The sequence below is a fragment of the Streptomyces griseoaurantiacus genome, from assembly GCF_036189845.1.
Lineage (GTDB): Bacteria > Actinomycetota > Actinomycetes > Streptomycetales > Streptomycetaceae > Streptomyces > Streptomyces griseoaurantiacus.
This window is the reverse complement of record NZ_CP108326.1, coordinates 1,432,048-1,446,551: the sequence shown is the minus strand read 5'-3', so window position 1 is coordinate 1,446,551 and position 14,504 is coordinate 1,432,048. Positions and strand designations below refer to the sequence as shown.

Sequence of the window (14,504 nt, the reverse complement as noted above, 5' to 3'; positions counted from 1 at the left end):
TACCCCGCCCCCGAGTGTCGCGGGGTGTGACGCGCTCGTCGGCAGCCCTCTCCGGCACCGCGCGGCGAGGCCCGGCGTGCGGCACATGCGGGCCGACGGTTGACGCGGTCACCCGTGTGCCCAAGGATCTGACCAGTCGGTAACCGGGGCCGGCGGTGCGGTACGCGGATGGGGCGAGAGGACGCGCGGATGGCCTACGACGCTGATGTCATCGTGATCGGGGCGGGCCTCGCCGGTCTCGCGGCGACGGCGGAACTCGTCGACGCCGGGCGCACGGTGCTCCTCCTCGACCAGGAGCCCGAGCAGTCACTGGGCGGGCAGGCGCACTGGTCCTTCGGCGGCCTGTTCCTCGTCGACTCGCCCGAGCAGCGTCGCATGCGCATCCGGGACAGCCACGCCCTCGCCCTCCAGGACTGGATGGGCACCGCCGGCTTCGACCGCCCCGAGGACCACTGGCCCCGCCGCTGGGCCGAGGCGTACGTCGACTTCGCCGCCGGGGAGAAGCGGGCCTGGCTGCACCGGCAGGGCATACGGTTCTTCCCCCTCGTGAGCTGGGCCGAACGCGGTGGCTACGGTGCCATCGGGCACGGCAACTCCGTACCGCGCTTCCACATCACGTGGGGGACCGGCCCCGGGGTGGTCGAGCCCTTCGAGCGACGGGTGCGGGAGGGCGTGGCCCGCGGCCTGGTGCGCCTCGCCTTCCGCCACCGCGTCACCGGGCTGTCCCGCACCGGCGGCGCCCTCGACACCGTCACCGGGGAGGTCCTCGAACCCTCGGGCGTGGCGCGCGGGAAGGCCAGCAGCCGCACCGTCGCCGGCGCCTTCGAGTTCCGGGCCCAGGCGGTGATCGTCACCTCGGGCGGCATCGGCGGCAACCACGACCTGGTCCGCGCCAACTGGCCCGAGCGCCTCGGCACCCCGCCCGCGCACATGATCTCCGGCGTCCCGGCCCACGTCGACGGCCACCTGCTCGGCGTCGCCGAGGCGGCCGGCGCCCGCATGATCAACCGCGATCGGATGTGGCACTACACCGAGGGCATCCAGAACTGGAACCCCATCTGGGACAAGCACGGCATCCGCATCCTGCCCGGCCCCTCCTCGCTCTGGCTCGACGCCCGCGGCAAACGGCTCCCGGTGCCGCTCTTCCCCGGCTTCGACACCCTCGGCACGCTCGAACACATCATGCGCACCGGGTACGACCACACCTGGTTCGTCCTCGACCGGAAGATCATCGGCAAGGAGTTCGCCCTCTCCGGCTCCGAGCAGAACCCCGACCTGACGGGGAAGTCGGTCCGCGAGGTGCTCGGACGCGTCCGGCAGGACGTGCCGGGGCCGGTGCGGGCCTTCATGGAGCACGGCGCCGACTTCGTCGTCGAGAAGGACCTGGGCGCGCTGGTGCGCCGCATGAACGCGCTCACCGAGAAGCCGCTGATCGACGAGGCGGAACTGCGCCGCGAGATCGTCGCCCGGGACCGCGAGGTCGCCAACCCCTACACCAAGGACCTCCAGGTCACCGCGGTCCGCGGGGCCCGCAGGTTCCTCGGCGACCGGCTCGTCCGCACCGCCCCTCCGCACCGCATCCTCGACCCCGCCGCGGGTCCGCTGATCGCCGTCAAGCTGCACATCCTCACCCGCAAGACCCTCGGTGGCCTGGAGACCGACCTGTCCTCGCGCGTCCTGGCCGAGGGCGGCGCACCGATCCCGGGCCTGTACGCGGCAGGCGAGGCCGCCGGCTTCGGCGGCGGCGGCGTCCACGGCTACCGCGCCCTGGAGGGCACGTTCCTGGGCGGCTGCCTCTTCTCCGGCCGCACGGCGGGCCGCGCGGCGGCACGCACGGTGGGCTGAGGGGCGGCACGCACGGCGGGTTGAGCGGCACCCCGCGGTGGGAGCCCTGCTCAGCCCGCACGCCCCCACCCGTCAACTTCCGCGCCGCACAACCTCGTTGACGCGTGTAACGCGGGAGCCGCTCTTGACGCCGAGCCGTGCCGCCCGCTTGGCTGTCAGTGATCAGACACTGACAGCCCGCACCCGCCCACCCGCACCCGTGAGGAACCTCCGCGGTGTCCCCACCCCCGCCGCCCCCCTTGGGGCGCGCCCGCAGACGCGCCCACCACACGTTCGACCCCGCACTCGACGACACCGAGCTCGTCTCCGCCCGCGCCGCCCTCGCCCAGGGCCGGTGGACCGCCGCCCGCGCACTGCTCGCCACCACCGGCGACGACTGGGACCGCCGCGCCCACCGCGTCACCGTCCTCGCCCAGTCCCCCGCCGCCGTGCCCTGGGCCCGGGACTGGCAGGTCGCCGAACCCGACTCGCCCGCCGCCGCGCTCCTGCTCGCCCTCGCCCGCGTGCACCGCGCCCTCGCCGGCAAGGAGCGCCCCGAGCGGGCGCGCGAGGCCTGCCGCGCCCTCGCCGCCGCCGAACCCGAGGACCCCACCCCCTGGTTCGGCCTGCTCCTGCTGGAACGCACCCTGGGCACCGAGGAGGACGTCGTCCGGCTCTTCGACGAGGTCCGGCTGCGCCACCGCGACCACCACCACGCCCACCACCTGATGGTCGCCCGGCTCGCCGAACGCCGCGCCGAGGCCGGTCAGGACCCGCTGCACGAGGTCTACGACTTCGCCAACTGGGCCGCCGAACAGGCCCCCGCCGACTCCCCGCTGGCGATCCTCCCGGTCGTCGCGCACGCCGAGCGGTACCGCGTGCTGGCCGCCGCCGGCCAGGAACCCGCCGACCCGGTCGCCTCCGGGCACTGGGTCGGACGCCGGGCCCGGCAGGTGATGAAGGCCGCGTTCGACTGGTGGCTGGAGTGGGAGCACGACGACCACCCCCGCCGCCTCGTCGACCTCAACTTCCTCGCCCACGCCAAGTTCTGCGAGGGCCGCGGGGCCGAGGCCGCCGCGCTCTTCCACCGCATCGGCGAGCACGCCACACCGGCCCCGTGGTCCTACCCCGACCGCGATCCGTACCGGGCCTTCCACGCCGCCCGCGAGAGCGCGCTCGGCGCGGGGTGAGAGGCCCCGCCGAGCCGCACGGCCCCGCCTCACGCCCCTGCCACCCCTCACCCGCACGGCACGCACCACCCGCACGGCACGCCAGACGGAACCGAACCCGACCGAGGAGACGATCCCGCGATGACGACGGGCAGTTCTAGCACGAGCCAGAGCGGAAGCGGCGCGGCCGCCGGAACCCGCCCGCCGCGCCGCGGCGAGCGCATCAGCACCTTCAAGGGCCAGGAGAGGGCCCTGCGCGCCGACCGCCTGGGCACCGTGGGACTGCTGCTCTCGGTCCTCGCCGCCACCGCGCCCCTCATGGTGGTCGCCGGCGTCATGCCCACCACGTTCGGCGTCATGGGCATCGAGGGCCAGCCGCTGCTCTTCGTCGTCCTCGGCCTCGTCCTCGCCCTGTTCTCCCTCGGCTACGCCGAGATGAGCCGCCACGTCCACAACGCGGGCGCCTTCTACGCCTACATCTCCCGCGGGCTCGGCGGCACCGCGGGCGCCGCCGCGGCCCTCGTCGCCCTCGTCGCCTACAGCGCGCTGCAGGTCGGCATCTACGGCATCTTCGGCTTCGAGGTCTCCGGACTGTTCGCCACCTACCTCGACACCGACCTCGTCTGGTGGATCCCCTCGCTGGCCGCCGTCCTCCTGGTCGGCGCGCTGGGCTGGCTCAAGATCGACCTCAACGCGCGTGTCCTCGGCGTCCTGCTGGTCATCGAGGTCGCCCTCGTCGTCATCTTCGACGTGGCCGCCGTCGGCGACCCCGCCAGGGAGGGCCTGTCCCTGCACGCCTTCAACCCCGACACCCTCTCGGGCGCGGGCGTCGGCACCGCCCTGTGTTTCTGCATCGCCGCCTTCCTCGGCTTCGAGCAGGCCCCCGTCTACGCGGAGGAGACCAGCCGCCCGCACATCCTCGTGCCACGCGTGATGTTCCTCGCCGTCGGCTTCGTCGCCGTCTTCTTCGCGCTCAGCTGCTGGGCCCTCACCGTCGCCGCCGGGCCCTCCGCCGTCGTTCCCACGGCGCGGAAGCAGAGCGCGGGACTGCTGTTCTTCCTCACCGAGGACGTCCTCGGCTCCACCTTCACCGACGTGCTGCACGTCCTGTTCGTCACCGGCATGTTCGCCGCGATGCTCAGCTTCCACAACGTCGTCGCCCGCTACGCCTTCGCGATGGGACGCGAGCGGCTGCTGCCCGCCGCGTTCGGCCGCACCGGCGCCAGCGGCGCGCCCGGTACCGGCTCACTGCTCCAGACCGCGGTGTCGCTGCTGGTCGTGGTGGGCTTCGCGGTGGCCGACGACAAACCGCACGGCGACCCCACCGCGCCCGTGCTGCACCTGTTCACCTGGGGCGGCAGTGTCGGCGCCCTCGGCGTCACCGTGCTGATGGTCGCCGCCTCCCTCTCGGTGATCGTCTTCTTCGCCCGCCGCGGGGCCGCCCGCGCCCAGGCCTGGCGCCTCGCGACGTCCGCGCTCTCCGGCCTCGCCCTGCTGGTCATCGTCGGCTACACGGTCAAGGACTTCGACGTCCTCGTCGGCTCCGGACCCGGCTCCGCGCTGAGCTGGGCGCTGCCCGCGATCATCGCCGTCGCCGCGCTGGCCGGCGTCGTCCAGGGCCTGCTCATCCGCGCCCGGAGCCCCGAGGCGCACGCCCGCATAGGCCTCGGCAACGAGGCGTTCCGACTCGAGAAGGCCGCGGGGGACACGACGGACGCGTAGAGCCGACGGGGCGCACGCGCGTAGAGCCGACGGGGCGCACGCGCGCAGAGCCGACGGGGCGCACGCCGGCCGAGGTTCCGGCGAGCCGCCCCGCCCCCGATGCGATGACCAATTCCTTACGGGACCCCCCGTCCACTGGCCCCGGAGGGGGCACCGGTGCTCGAATCGGGGGGTGAGTCCTCTACGTCCCGAACCCTCCGGCCCGCGGGAAACCCCGGGGTCCCCGACACCCCCGGAAGCCGAGGAGGGCGGCGGCACCCCCGTCGGGCGGCGCGTGCTGCTCGCCACCCTCGGCCTGGGCGCCCTCGGCGTGGCCGCCGCGCCCCCGCTGCAACGCGGCCTCGAAGCCTTCCTCGGCGGGATCTCCGGCAAGGACCCCACGGGCCTGACCGGGCTCCTCCCCAACGGCGGCGGCTTCCGCTACTACTCGGTGACCTCCTCCGTCCCGCACAAGGACGCCGGGAACTACCGGCTCACCGTGAGCGGCATGGTCGACCGTCCGAGCACGTACACCCTGCCCGAACTGCGCCGCCTGCCGCAGACCCGGCTCGTGCGGGACGTGCAGTGCGTCACCGGCTGGCGGGTGCCGGACACACCCTTCGAGGGCGTCCGGCTCTCCGACCTGCTCGACGCCGCCGGCGTCCACCCCTCCGCCAAGGCCGTCCGCTTCACGTGCTTCGACGGCGCCTACACCGAGAGCCTCACGCTGGAGCAGGCCCGCCGCGCCGACGTCCTCGTCGCCCACCGCATGCAGGACAAGCCGATCGGCCACAACCACGGCGGCCCCGTCCGTCTCTACGTCGCCCCCATGTACTTCTACAAGTCCGCGAAGTGGCTCTCCGGCATCGAGGTCACCGACCGGGTCCGCCCCGGTTTCTGGGAGGAACGGGGCTACGACGTGGACGGCTGGGTCGGCCGCTCGAACGGACGTGACGATGTCCCCACGACCTGACACCGCCGCACGGCAGCAGCCCTCGCCGTCCTCGCCGCCCTCGGACCGGGTGCGCCGCTTCACCCGCGCCGAACGCTGGGTGCACCGGACGACGGCCGCGCTGATGGGCGTCTGCGTCGCCACGGCCGCCTGCCTCTACCTCCCCGAATTCGCCGAACTCGTCGGCCGGCGCGACCTCGTGGTCCGCCTCCACGAGTGGGCGGGACTGCTACTGCCCCTCCCGCTCCTGGCCGGACTCGCCTCCCGCGCCCTGCGCGCCGACCTCGGCCGCCTCAACCGCTTCGGCCCGCACGACGGGACCTGGCTCCGCGAAGCCCTGCGCCGCCGCAGGGGCCCGGCGGGCAAGTTCAACGCCGGGCAGAAGATCTACGCGTCCTGGCTGGCCGGCGCGACCCTGGTGATGCTCGGCACGGGCCTGGTGATGTGGTTCACCCACCTCACCCCCCTGATGTGGCGCACCTCGGCGACCTTCGTCCACGACTGGCTCGCGCTGACCCTCGGCGTCGTCCTCGCCGGCCACATCGGCATGGCCCTCCGCGACCCGGAATCCAGAACCGGCCTCCGCACCGGCACGGTCGACCGCGCCTGGGCCGAACGGGAACACGAACTCTGGCGTCCCTAGGGTCTGTCCGACAACGCGCGCCTGCCGCCCTTCGGCCGGACGACGGGAATCGTCGGACAGACCCTAAGGGCTGTCCCGCAATTCCTGGCGGGCGTGCGACGACAGCTACGGCACTCCCCCAGCCTCCGGACGGGGGTACCCCCACGCCGCGTTGTCGGAACGTCCGCATACATCCAGTATGCGGACGCCCTCCGCCTTGCGATGCACCGCATCTGACGCCGCACGCTGATCCACCAGGCATTACGGGACAGCCCCTAGCGAGACCACGGGGCCCCCGCCGATGGACGGGGGCCCCGCTCGCGGGACTTCGGGAACAGGCGCTAGATCACAAGCGACAGCAACAGCACCAGCCCGCCCGCGACCACGGAGATGATCGTCTCCATCACAGACCAGGTCTTGAGCGTCTGCCCGACACTCAGCCCGAAGTACTCCTTCACCAGCCAGAACCCCGCGTCGTTGACATGGCTGAAGAACAGCGACCCGGCACCGATCGCCAGCACCAGCAGCGCCGCGTGCGTCGTCGACATGTCCGCCGCCAGCGGCGCGACCAGCCCCGCCGCGGACACCGTCGCCACCGTCGCCGACCCCGTGGCCAGCCGGATCGCCACCGCGATCAGCCACGCGAGGAGCAGCGCCGGGATGGACCAGTCCTTGGATATCTCGAGGATCATCTGCCCGACACCGCAGTCGATCAGCGTCTGCTTGAAGCCGCCGCCGGCGCCGACGATCAGCAGGATGCCCGCGATCGGCATGAGCCCCTTCTCGACGGTCTCGGATATCCGCCCCCGCGTGAACCCGGCCGGCCGGCCCAGCGTGAAGATGCCGACGAGCACCGCCGCGAGCAGCGCGACCAGCGGCGAGCCGACGACGTCGAAGACCCGCTGCACCGTCTGCCCGGAGTCGTCGACGACGATGTCCACCAGGGCCTTGGCCAGCATCAGCACGACCGGCAGCAGCACCGTGAACATGGTCGCCCCGAACCCGGGACGCCCCTTCAGTTCCTCCGAGGCTCGCGGCGGCAGCATCCGGTCCGGCACCGGCACGTCCGCCCAGCGGGCCGCGAACTTCGAGAACACCGGACCCGCGATGATCACCGTGGGGATGGCGACGAGAACGCCGAGCGCCAGCGTGACGCCCAGGTTGGCCTTGACCGCGTCGATCGCGATCAGCGGCCCGGGGTGCGGCGGCACCAGACCGTGCATGACGGACAGACCGGCCAGCGCCGGGATGCCGATCCGCATCAGCTTGTAGTCGCCGCGCCGGGCGACCATCAGCACCACCGGGATCAGCAGCACGATGCCGACCTCGAAGAAGAGCGGCAGCCCGACCACGGAGGCGATGAGCACCATCGCCCACGGCATGGCACGCCCACTCGCCTTGGCGAGGATCGTGTCGACGATCTGGTCGGCGCCGCCGGAGTCGGCGAGCAGCTTGCCGAGGATCGCGCCCAGCGCGATCAGCACGCCGACGCCCGCGACCGTGGACCCGAGACCGGCGGTGAAGCTGGTGATGACCTTGTCGAGCGGGGCGCCGGCGAAGGCGCCGAGCGCGAGCGAACCGATCGTCAGGGAGAGGAAGGCGTGCAGTTTGAACTTGGTGATCAGCAGAACAATGACGGCGATGCCCGCCAGGACGGCTATGCCGAGTTGAGCGTGGCCCGCCGAGGTGATCGGTTCGACGGTGTCCGCTGCCAGCATCTCGACTCTGAGACTGGTCACGGTGATCCCTTGCGTTGGGGAGTGGGGAAACAGGGGGGAGTGGACCCGAAGGGGAAGTGGATCCGGGGGAGGGGAAGGGAGGCGGGAGCCGGGGGCGGCGCCCCCGGGCACGGGCGGACCCGGCCCCCGGGGACGTCAGGACCCGTGGTGCGGGAGCCCGCGACGCGGAGGTCCGTGGCACGGGAGCCCGAGGGAACGGAGCCGGTGGGAACGGGCGCGTGGGGAAGGACCCCCGCGACGAGGGCGGGCCCGCCGGTGCGGGGCTCAGCGCGAGGGCGCCTCGATGCCGGCCAGCGCGGCCGAGGCCCGCTCCGTGATCTCCTCCGGGGAGCCGGTGACGCTCACCGTGACCCCCGCCTCGTCCGCGCCCAGCGGCTGCAGGGTGGCGAACTGGGAGTCCAGCAGCGTGGTCGGCATGAAGTGCCCCTGGCGGTGGGACATCCGGTCCTCGATGAGCGTCCGGTCGCCCGACAGGTGCACGAACACGACACCGGGCGCCGCGTCCCGCAGACGGTCGCGGTACGACCGCTTCAGCGCCGAGCAGCTCACCACCCCGCCGAGTCCCTCCCGGTCCCGGGCCCAGGCGCCGATGGCGTCCAGCCAGGGCCACCGGTCCGCGTCCTCCAGGGGGACACCCGCCGACATCTTGGCGATGTTGGCCTGGGGATGGAAGTCGTCGCCCTCGGCGTACGGAACGCCGAGCCGGGCCGCGAGCAGGGGACCGATCGTGGTCTTTCCCGTGCCCGAGACGCCCATCACCACGACGACGTGGGGGGTGTGCATCGCTGCCTCGCTGTCTTCGTCGACACCTGATGTCGACGACACTGAAACCCATAAGGTAGGACTTTTTCAAGACCCTGTGATGAATAAGTCTGACTTTTGCGTGCTGTGAACACCCCCGTACGCTGTGCCCATGACCATTGGGGGCCGAGGACTGCACGGACACGTCCTGGACACTCTCGGACCGTCCATCACCGCGGGCGAGTACCCGCCGGGCAGTGTGCTGCGCACCGACGAACTGGCCCAGCGCTTCGAGGTGTCCCGCTCGGTGATGCGCGAGGCCGTCCGTGTGCTGGAGTCGATGCACCTCGTGGAGTCCCGCCGCCGGGTCGGCGTCACCGTCCGCCCCAAGGACGAGTGGAACGTCTACGACCCCCAGGTCATCCGCTGGCGGCTGGCCGGCGCCGACCGCCCCCAGCAGCTGCGCTCGCTCACGGTGTTGCGCTCCGCGATCGAACCGGTCGCCGCGGGTCTCGCCGCCCGGCACGCCACCTCCGAGCAGTGCGCCGCGCTCACCGACTGCGCCCTCGGCATGATCGCCACCTCGCGCGGCCACCAGCTGGAGGGCTACCTCCTCCACGACGTGGCCTTCCACCGGATCATCCTCACCGCGTCGGGCAACGAGATGTTCGCCCGCCTCGGCGACGTCGTCGCGGAGGTCCTCTCGGGGCGCACCCACCACGACGTGATGTTCGAGGACCCCGACCCGGCCGCCGTCACCCTGCACGTCCGCCTCGCCGAGGCCGTCCGCGCGCGCGACGCCGGGGCGGCCGAGGACCTCACCCGCGAGATCACCGTCGGTGCACTCCACGAACTGGACATCCTGGCACCGTAGGGGTGCGGAGCCCGGCCGAGGAAGCCCCCGTCGGCGAAGTCCCGTCGGCGAAGTCAGTCGAGGAAGTCCCCGTCGACGTACGCCCATGCCCCGTCGACCCGCTCGAAGCGGCTCCGCTCGTGCAGCGAGCCGCCCCGGTAGGAGGCGCGGAAGGCCACCGTCGCGGTGGCGTGGAAGGCGGAGCCGCCGGTCGTCCCCAGCACCTCCAGCCCCGTCCACCGGGTCCGCGGGTCGAGTTCGACGCGCGGCGGCCGGGTCCGCGGATGCCAGGTGCGCAGCAGATACGCCTCCTCGCCCGCCACGAACGCGCTGTAGCGGGACCGCATCAGCGCCTCGGCGGTCGGCGCCGCGGCCGCCCCGGACACGTACCGCCCGCAGCACCCCGCGTACGTCTCACCGCTGCCGCAGGGACACGGACGTCCGGACCGGTCTGCCATCGAAGGAACCCCCTGGGTCACGAAGGGCACGACAAGAGGACCCCCGGCGGCCGGAGGCCGACCGGGGGTCCACTTGAGCAACGTGTCCGAGGGGGGACTTGAACCCCCACGCCCGATAAAGGGCACTAGCACCTCAAGCTAGCGCGTCTGCCATTCCGCCACCCGGACAAGGTGTGTGTCGTGCGGGTTTCTCCCCGCGGCGACGAAGGAAACATTACCAAACTTTCCGGGGCCCCCGATCACCTCCCAGCCGTCGCTCCCGGTGAACGGCGTGTGACGGGCCGGGCGCGGCCTTGGGGACCGGACGGGGTCGGGGGCAGGATGGCAGGGACCAGCACCAGGCACCCGGCGGCGGCGAACCCAGCGGCGGGGACAGTGGGAGGAAGCAGCGTGAGCGACACGGGCACGGCCGGGACCGTCAGGGGCGAGGACGAGGTCGTCGACCTCTGCCGCGACCTGATCCGGATCGACACCAGCAACTACGGCGACCACTCCGGGCCCGGCGAGCGGAAGGCAGCCGAGTACGTCGCCGAGAAGCTCGCCGAGGTCGGCCTCGAACCGCGGATCATCGAGTCCCACAAGGGCCGGGCCTCCACCGTGGCCCGCATCCAGGGCGAGGACCCCTCCCGCCCCGCGCTGCTGATCCACGGCCACACCGACGTCGTCCCCGCCAACGCGGCGGACTGGACCCACGACCCGTTCTCCGGCGAGATCGCCGACGGGTGCGTCTGGGGCCGGGGCGCGGTCGACATGAAGGACATGGACGCCATGACCCTCGCGGTCGTCCGCGACCGGCTGCGCAGCGGGCGCCGGCCGCCGCGCGACATCGTGCTGGCCTTCCTCGCCGACGAGGAGGCCGGCGGCACCTGGGGCGCCCGGCATCTCGTCGACAACCACCCGGACCTCTTCGAGGGCGTCACCGAGGCGATCGGCGAGGTCGGCGGCTTCTCCTTCTCGGTCAACGAGCAGCTGCGGCTGTATCTGGTGGAGACGGCCGAGAAGGGCATGCACTGGATGAAGCTGACCGTGGACGGCACCGCCGGCCACGGCTCGATGATCCACAAGGACAACGCCATCACCGAGCTGTCCGAGGCGGTGGCCCGGCTCGGCCGGCACGAGTTCCCGGTCCGCGTCACCAAGACCACCCGCCACTTCCTCGACGAACTCGGCGACGCCCTCGGCCTGGAGCTCGACCCCGAGGACATGGAGACGACGATCAACCGGCTCGGCGGCATCGCCAAGCTGATCGGCGCGACCCTGCGCAACACCGCCAACCCCACCCAGCTCGGCGCGGGTTACAAGGTCAACGTCATCCCGGGCCAGGCCACCGCGTACGTCGACGGACGCTTCCTGCCGGGCCACGAGGAGGAGTTCCTGGCCGATGTCGACCGCCTCCTCGGCCCCCGCGTGCGGCGCGAGGACGTGCACGCCGACAAGGCCGTGGAGACCACCTTCGACGGCGCGCTGGTCGAGGCGATGCAGACGGCGCTGGTCGCCGAGGACCCGATCGCCCGCGCCGTGCCGTACATGCTCTCCGGCGGCACCGACGCCAAGTCCTTCGACGACCTCGGCATCCGCTGCTTCGGATTCGCCCCGCTGAAGCTGCCGCCGGAGCTGGACTTCGCGGGCATGTTCCACGGCGTCGACGAGCGGGTGCCGGTGGACGCGCTCCAGTTCGGCGTACGCGTGCTCGACCGCTTCCTCGACGCCTCCTGAACTCCCCGCTCCGCGCGGCCGCACGTCCTGGAGCGGGCCGTGGGGCGCGGGGGAGCGCGTGGGGCGGCGAGCCGATTCGCCAGTGCGTACGAAGATCACCGGGACGGGTGAATGCGACCATAAGCTCGTAGCCTCATTAGTTCCTCCTCGTTACAGGTACTGCGATCCGAGGTCGGGATCGCCTATGCCAAAGGGTTTGTGAACGAGGAGGAATTCATGATCAAGAAGGTTGTCGCCGCTGCCGCCGCCACGAGCGGCCTGGTTCTCGCCGGTGCCGGTCTGGCCGTCGCCGACTCCGGTGCCCAGGGTGCCGCCGTGCACTCCCCGGGTGTCGTCTCCGGCAACGTCATCCAGGTGCCCGTGCACGTTCCGGTGAACGTCTGCGGGAACACGATCTCCGTGATCGGGCTGCTCAACCCGGCCTTCGGGAACGCCTGCGTCAACAAGTGACGTCGCGGCCCCGTCTCACGAGGGTCTGAGTCCGCCGGCCCCGGGGCGCGCGCCGCGCACCCCGGGGCCGACCGGTTCCCCACGCCTCCCGCGGCACGTCTGCCTCTCTCCGTCGCCGCGTCCCCACCGTTCTCCGTCCCGACCCGCCACGGCGTCCGGCACCTCCGGGGCGGCCGGCTCGGTCCGGGACAACCAGGACAAGGTCGAAAGCAGGAATCAGCAATGCGACAGGTCACCCGCAAGGGCCTCATGACCGTGGCCGCGGCGACCGGCGTACTCGCCGTCACCGGTGGCTACGCGCACGCCGACTCGGCGGCCAACGGCACCGCCTCGGACTCTCCCGGCGTGCTGTCGGGCAACTCGGTGCAGGCGCCGGTGCACGTGCCGGTGAACGTCTGCGGCAACACCGTGAACGTGGTCGGACTGCTCAACCCGGCGGCCGGCAACGCCTGCGTCAACCAGGGCGGCGGCAGCCACTCGGGCGACCGCCACGGCGGCCACCGCGGCGGCGGTCACGGGCAGGGCCACGGCGGACACGGCGGACACGGCGGCTACGGCGAGGACGACCGCTCCGGCGGCGGCCACGGCGGCCACGGCGGCGGCTCGGGCGCCCACGGACACACCGGCGGCTCGCCCGGCGTCGGCTCCGGCAACCACGTCGAGGTGCCCGTCGACGTCCCCGTGAACGTCTGCGGCAACAACATCACCGCCGTCGGCCTGGGCAACCCGGTCACCGGCAACGACTGCGTCAACACCCCCGGCGAGGACACCCCGGCCCCGCCGGTGCGCCACACCCCGCCCGGCCACACCACGCCCCCCGGCGGCGGCGAGGGCGTCACGCCCCACACGCCGGCCAAGCCGGGCGGCGGCAGCGCCGTGCAGGCCCACCACCCGGGCTCCCGGTCCACCCTGACGCAGCCCGTGGCCGAGGCACAGCTCGCGCACACCGGCAGCGAGTCGCTCGGCCTGCTGGTCCCGGCGGGCGCCGCCGCGCTGCTGGGCGGCACCCTGCTCTACCGCCGCTCCCGCGCGGGAGCGCGCTGACCCCGGCCCGGTACTGACACCGGAGCCCGACGGGCACCGGAGTCCGACGGGCACCAGAGCCCGACGGGCACCGGAGCCTTACGGGCACCAGAGCGGCACGGGCACCGGAGCGGCCCGGCCGCCGGAGCGGCAAGGACAGCGGAGCGGGCCCCGCACTCGCGGGGCCCGCTCCGGTCGTTCCGTCCGTTCCCTGTCCGGTCCCTGTCTCGCCCGTTCTCCGTCCTGGCGCCGTCCGTCCCTGGGCTGTCCGTCCCCGCTCACCACGTGGCCCGCACCTGGCGGATGATCCGCCGGCGCAACCGCACCCTGCGGCTGCCGTCCCGCATGAGGCTCAGACGGTGCAACTCCCAGTGTCCGTACTCGGCATGGTCCGTCAGCAGACGCGTCGCCTCCTTGCGGGAGACCCCGCGCGGCACGTACACGTCGACAAATTCGTATTCCGGCATCGCATCTATTGTGCGGGCACGGGCCCGGTACGGATAGCGTCTGCACTATGTCTGATGCAGTGCAGCCCACCGCTGCCGAGGTACGCGCCGCCGCCGAGGCGGTCAAGACCGCGCTCGACCGCCATCTGGCCGCGGTCGAACGCAGGTCGGGTGAGGACGACCCGGCCGTCTACGAAGCGTTCAACGAGCTCGCCGCCGCGGCCGAGCAGTACGACGAACTGCTCTACGACCGCTACGACGAGGTCACGCCCTTCGAGATCCCCGGCACCGAGGACATGCCGCCGTACACGGGCCCGGAGGAGCCCCACGCCCTGAGTGTGCTGATCCGCCGCGACTACGTCGTGGCCGAACCGCGGCGGCTGCTCGCGCAGGCGCAGCGCATCGAGGCCGCCGAGGAACCCGCGGACGAGGTGTCGGGCACGGTCCACGGCGCGCTCGGTGTCCTCTTCGGCGAGTACGAACCGGACGAGATCGCCTCCCGTCACAAGGAGTTCGGTCTGGAGGAGGGCGACTCCACCCTGTGGGTCACCGCCACCGACGACCCGCCCGAGCCCGGTGAGTGGCTCGATTCCCCCTTCGACCAGGCCGACACCGCCCAGGTCGTCTGCCGCTTCGACATCAGCGCCGTCTTCGACGACGACCCGGACGACGACCCCGCCCCGGCCCCCCTGCCCTGACCCGGCGGCCCCGCGCCCCCGCCGGGGACGCGGGGCCGTACCGGTCCGGGCCCGCGCTCATGCGGCCCCGCGTCTCGGCGTTCCCGCGTCCTCCCGGGTGCCCGGTGCCGAG

General features: G+C 72.8%; 14 protein-coding genes and 1 tRNA gene. 10 read left to right on the top strand and 5 right to left on the bottom strand.

Translation table 11 applies throughout. The features are described 5' to 3' along the window. Positions 1-189: 189 nt before the first annotated feature. From OHB09_RS06550 to OHB09_RS06530, 5 genes are all read left to right on the top strand, one after another. Positions 190-1,845, top strand: coding sequence for an FAD-binding dehydrogenase (locus tag OHB09_RS06550; RefSeq protein WP_006141787.1), 1,656 nt, complete (start codon positions 190-192; stop codon positions 1,843-1,845). Positions 1,846-2,060: 215 nt separating this feature from the next. Further along, entirely contained in the window at positions 2,061-3,014 is a 954-nt protein-coding gene (locus OHB09_RS06545) for a hypothetical protein (protein WP_319117130.1), read from the top strand. A 120-nt stretch (positions 3,015-3,134) separates the two neighbouring features. Beyond that, a complete protein-coding gene (locus tag OHB09_RS06540; protein ID WP_319117128.1) occupies positions 3,135-4,715 on the top strand; it encodes an APC family permease in 1,581 nt (526 codons plus the stop codon). Between the two features lie 172 nt (positions 4,716-4,887). Next, positions 4,888-5,667: a molybdopterin-dependent oxidoreductase gene (locus OHB09_RS06535; RefSeq protein ID WP_050811249.1), complete on the top strand. Its 780-nt coding sequence runs from the start codon at positions 4,888-4,890 to the stop codon at positions 5,665-5,667. Continuing rightward, positions 5,651-6,289: a cytochrome b/b6 domain-containing protein gene (locus tag OHB09_RS06530; protein ID WP_006141783.1), complete on the top strand. Its 639-nt coding sequence runs from the start codon at positions 5,651-5,653 to the stop codon at positions 6,287-6,289. Before OHB09_RS06535 ends, OHB09_RS06530 begins: the two co-directional genes overlap by 17 nt. A 320-nt stretch (positions 6,290-6,609) precedes the next feature. On the opposite strand, the gene OHB09_RS06525 is transcribed toward OHB09_RS06530, so the two are convergent. Together OHB09_RS06525 and OHB09_RS06520 are read right to left on the bottom strand one after the other, a co-directional pair. Then, positions 6,610-8,007, bottom strand: a complete 1,398-nt coding sequence (locus OHB09_RS06525; RefSeq protein WP_006141781.1) for a GntT/GntP/DsdX family permease — start codon at positions 8,005-8,007, stop codon at positions 6,610-6,612. Between the two features lie 264 nt (positions 8,008-8,271). Beyond that, positions 8,272-8,790, bottom strand: coding sequence for a gluconokinase (locus OHB09_RS06520; RefSeq protein ID WP_319350921.1), 519 nt, complete (start codon positions 8,788-8,790; stop codon positions 8,272-8,274). A gap of 130 nt (positions 8,791-8,920) precedes the next feature. Here OHB09_RS06520 and OHB09_RS06515 point away from each other — a divergent pair, with 130 nt between their 5' ends. Next, on the top strand, positions 8,921-9,622 hold the full coding sequence (locus OHB09_RS06515; protein WP_006141779.1) for a FadR/GntR family transcriptional regulator: 702 nt from the start codon (positions 8,921-8,923) through the stop codon (positions 9,620-9,622). A 53-nt stretch (positions 9,623-9,675) separates the two neighbouring features. Here OHB09_RS06515 and OHB09_RS06510 read toward each other — a convergent pair whose 3' ends face one another. Both OHB09_RS06510 and OHB09_RS06505 read right to left on the bottom strand, forming a co-directional pair. Continuing rightward, positions 9,676-10,059: a YchJ family protein gene (locus OHB09_RS06510; protein WP_191852364.1), complete on the bottom strand. Its 384-nt coding sequence runs from the start codon at positions 10,057-10,059 to the stop codon at positions 9,676-9,678. An 83-nt stretch (positions 10,060-10,142) separates the two neighbouring features. Further along, positions 10,143-10,227 (bottom strand) — tRNA-Leu (locus tag OHB09_RS06505). Between the two features lie 222 nt (positions 10,228-10,449). Here OHB09_RS06505 and OHB09_RS06500 point away from each other — a divergent pair. The 3 genes from OHB09_RS06500 to OHB09_RS06490 all read left to right on the top strand — a co-directional run bounded on the left by OHB09_RS06500 (position 10,450) and on the right by OHB09_RS06490 (position 13,269). Continuing rightward, positions 10,450-11,775 carry a M20/M25/M40 family metallo-hydrolase gene (locus OHB09_RS06500; RefSeq protein ID WP_328921710.1) on the top strand — a complete coding sequence of 442 codons (1,326 nt, stop codon included), beginning with the start codon at positions 10,450-10,452 and terminating at the stop codon, positions 11,773-11,775. Between the two features lie 216 nt (positions 11,776-11,991). Next, complete coding sequence (gene chpH / locus OHB09_RS06495) at positions 11,992-12,225, top strand: chaplin ChpH (RefSeq protein ID WP_006141776.1); 234 nt, start codon at positions 11,992-11,994, stop codon at positions 12,223-12,225. 222 nt (positions 12,226-12,447) lie between these two features. Further along, positions 12,448-13,269: a chaplin gene (locus OHB09_RS06490; RefSeq protein ID WP_328921709.1), complete on the top strand. Its 822-nt coding sequence runs from the start codon at positions 12,448-12,450 to the stop codon at positions 13,267-13,269. 257 nt (positions 13,270-13,526) lie between these two features. Here OHB09_RS06490 and OHB09_RS06485 read toward each other — a convergent pair whose 3' ends face one another. Continuing rightward, entirely contained in the window at positions 13,527-13,715 is a 189-nt protein-coding gene (locus OHB09_RS06485) for a DUF5703 family protein (RefSeq protein ID WP_040896034.1), read from the bottom strand. Between the two features lie 47 nt (positions 13,716-13,762). Here OHB09_RS06485 and OHB09_RS06480 point away from each other — a divergent pair, with 47 nt between their 5' ends. Continuing rightward, positions 13,763-14,392 (top strand): hypothetical protein, encoded by a 630-nt coding sequence (locus OHB09_RS06480; protein ID WP_040896032.1) that lies wholly within the window; start codon positions 13,763-13,765, stop codon positions 14,390-14,392. Positions 14,393-14,504 lie beyond the last annotated feature (112 nt).

Bases quoted from the DNA above. Each gene is read 5' to 3' on its own strand.
- OHB09_RS06550 (WP_006141787.1), top strand. From the start codon at position 190: ATGGCCTACGACGCTGATGTCATCGTGATCGGGGCGGGCCTCGCCGGT.
- OHB09_RS06540 (WP_319117128.1), top strand. From the start codon at position 3,135: ATGACGACGGGCAGTTCTAGCACGAGCCAGAGCGGAAGCGGCGCGGCC.
- OHB09_RS06530 (WP_006141783.1), top strand. From the start codon at position 5,651: ATGTCCCCACGACCTGACACCGCCGCACGGCAGCAGCCCTCGCCGTCC.
- OHB09_RS06520 (WP_319350921.1), bottom strand. From the start codon at position 8,790: ATGCACACCCCCCACGTCGTCGTGGTGATGGGCGTCTCGGGCACGGGA.
- OHB09_RS06515 (WP_006141779.1), top strand. From the start codon at position 8,921: ATGACCATTGGGGGCCGAGGACTGCACGGACACGTCCTGGACACTCTC.
- OHB09_RS06510 (WP_191852364.1), bottom strand. From the start codon at position 10,059: ATGGCAGACCGGTCCGGACGTCCGTGTCCCTGCGGCAGCGGTGAGACG.
- chpH (WP_006141776.1), top strand. From the start codon at position 11,992: ATGATCAAGAAGGTTGTCGCCGCTGCCGCCGCCACGAGCGGCCTGGTT.
- OHB09_RS06490 (WP_328921709.1), top strand. From the start codon at position 12,448: ATGCGACAGGTCACCCGCAAGGGCCTCATGACCGTGGCCGCGGCGACC.
- OHB09_RS06485 (WP_040896034.1), bottom strand. From the start codon at position 13,715: ATGCCGGAATACGAATTTGTCGACGTGTACGTGCCGCGCGGGGTCTCC.
- OHB09_RS06480 (WP_040896032.1), top strand. From the start codon at position 13,763: ATGTCTGATGCAGTGCAGCCCACCGCTGCCGAGGTACGCGCCGCCGCC.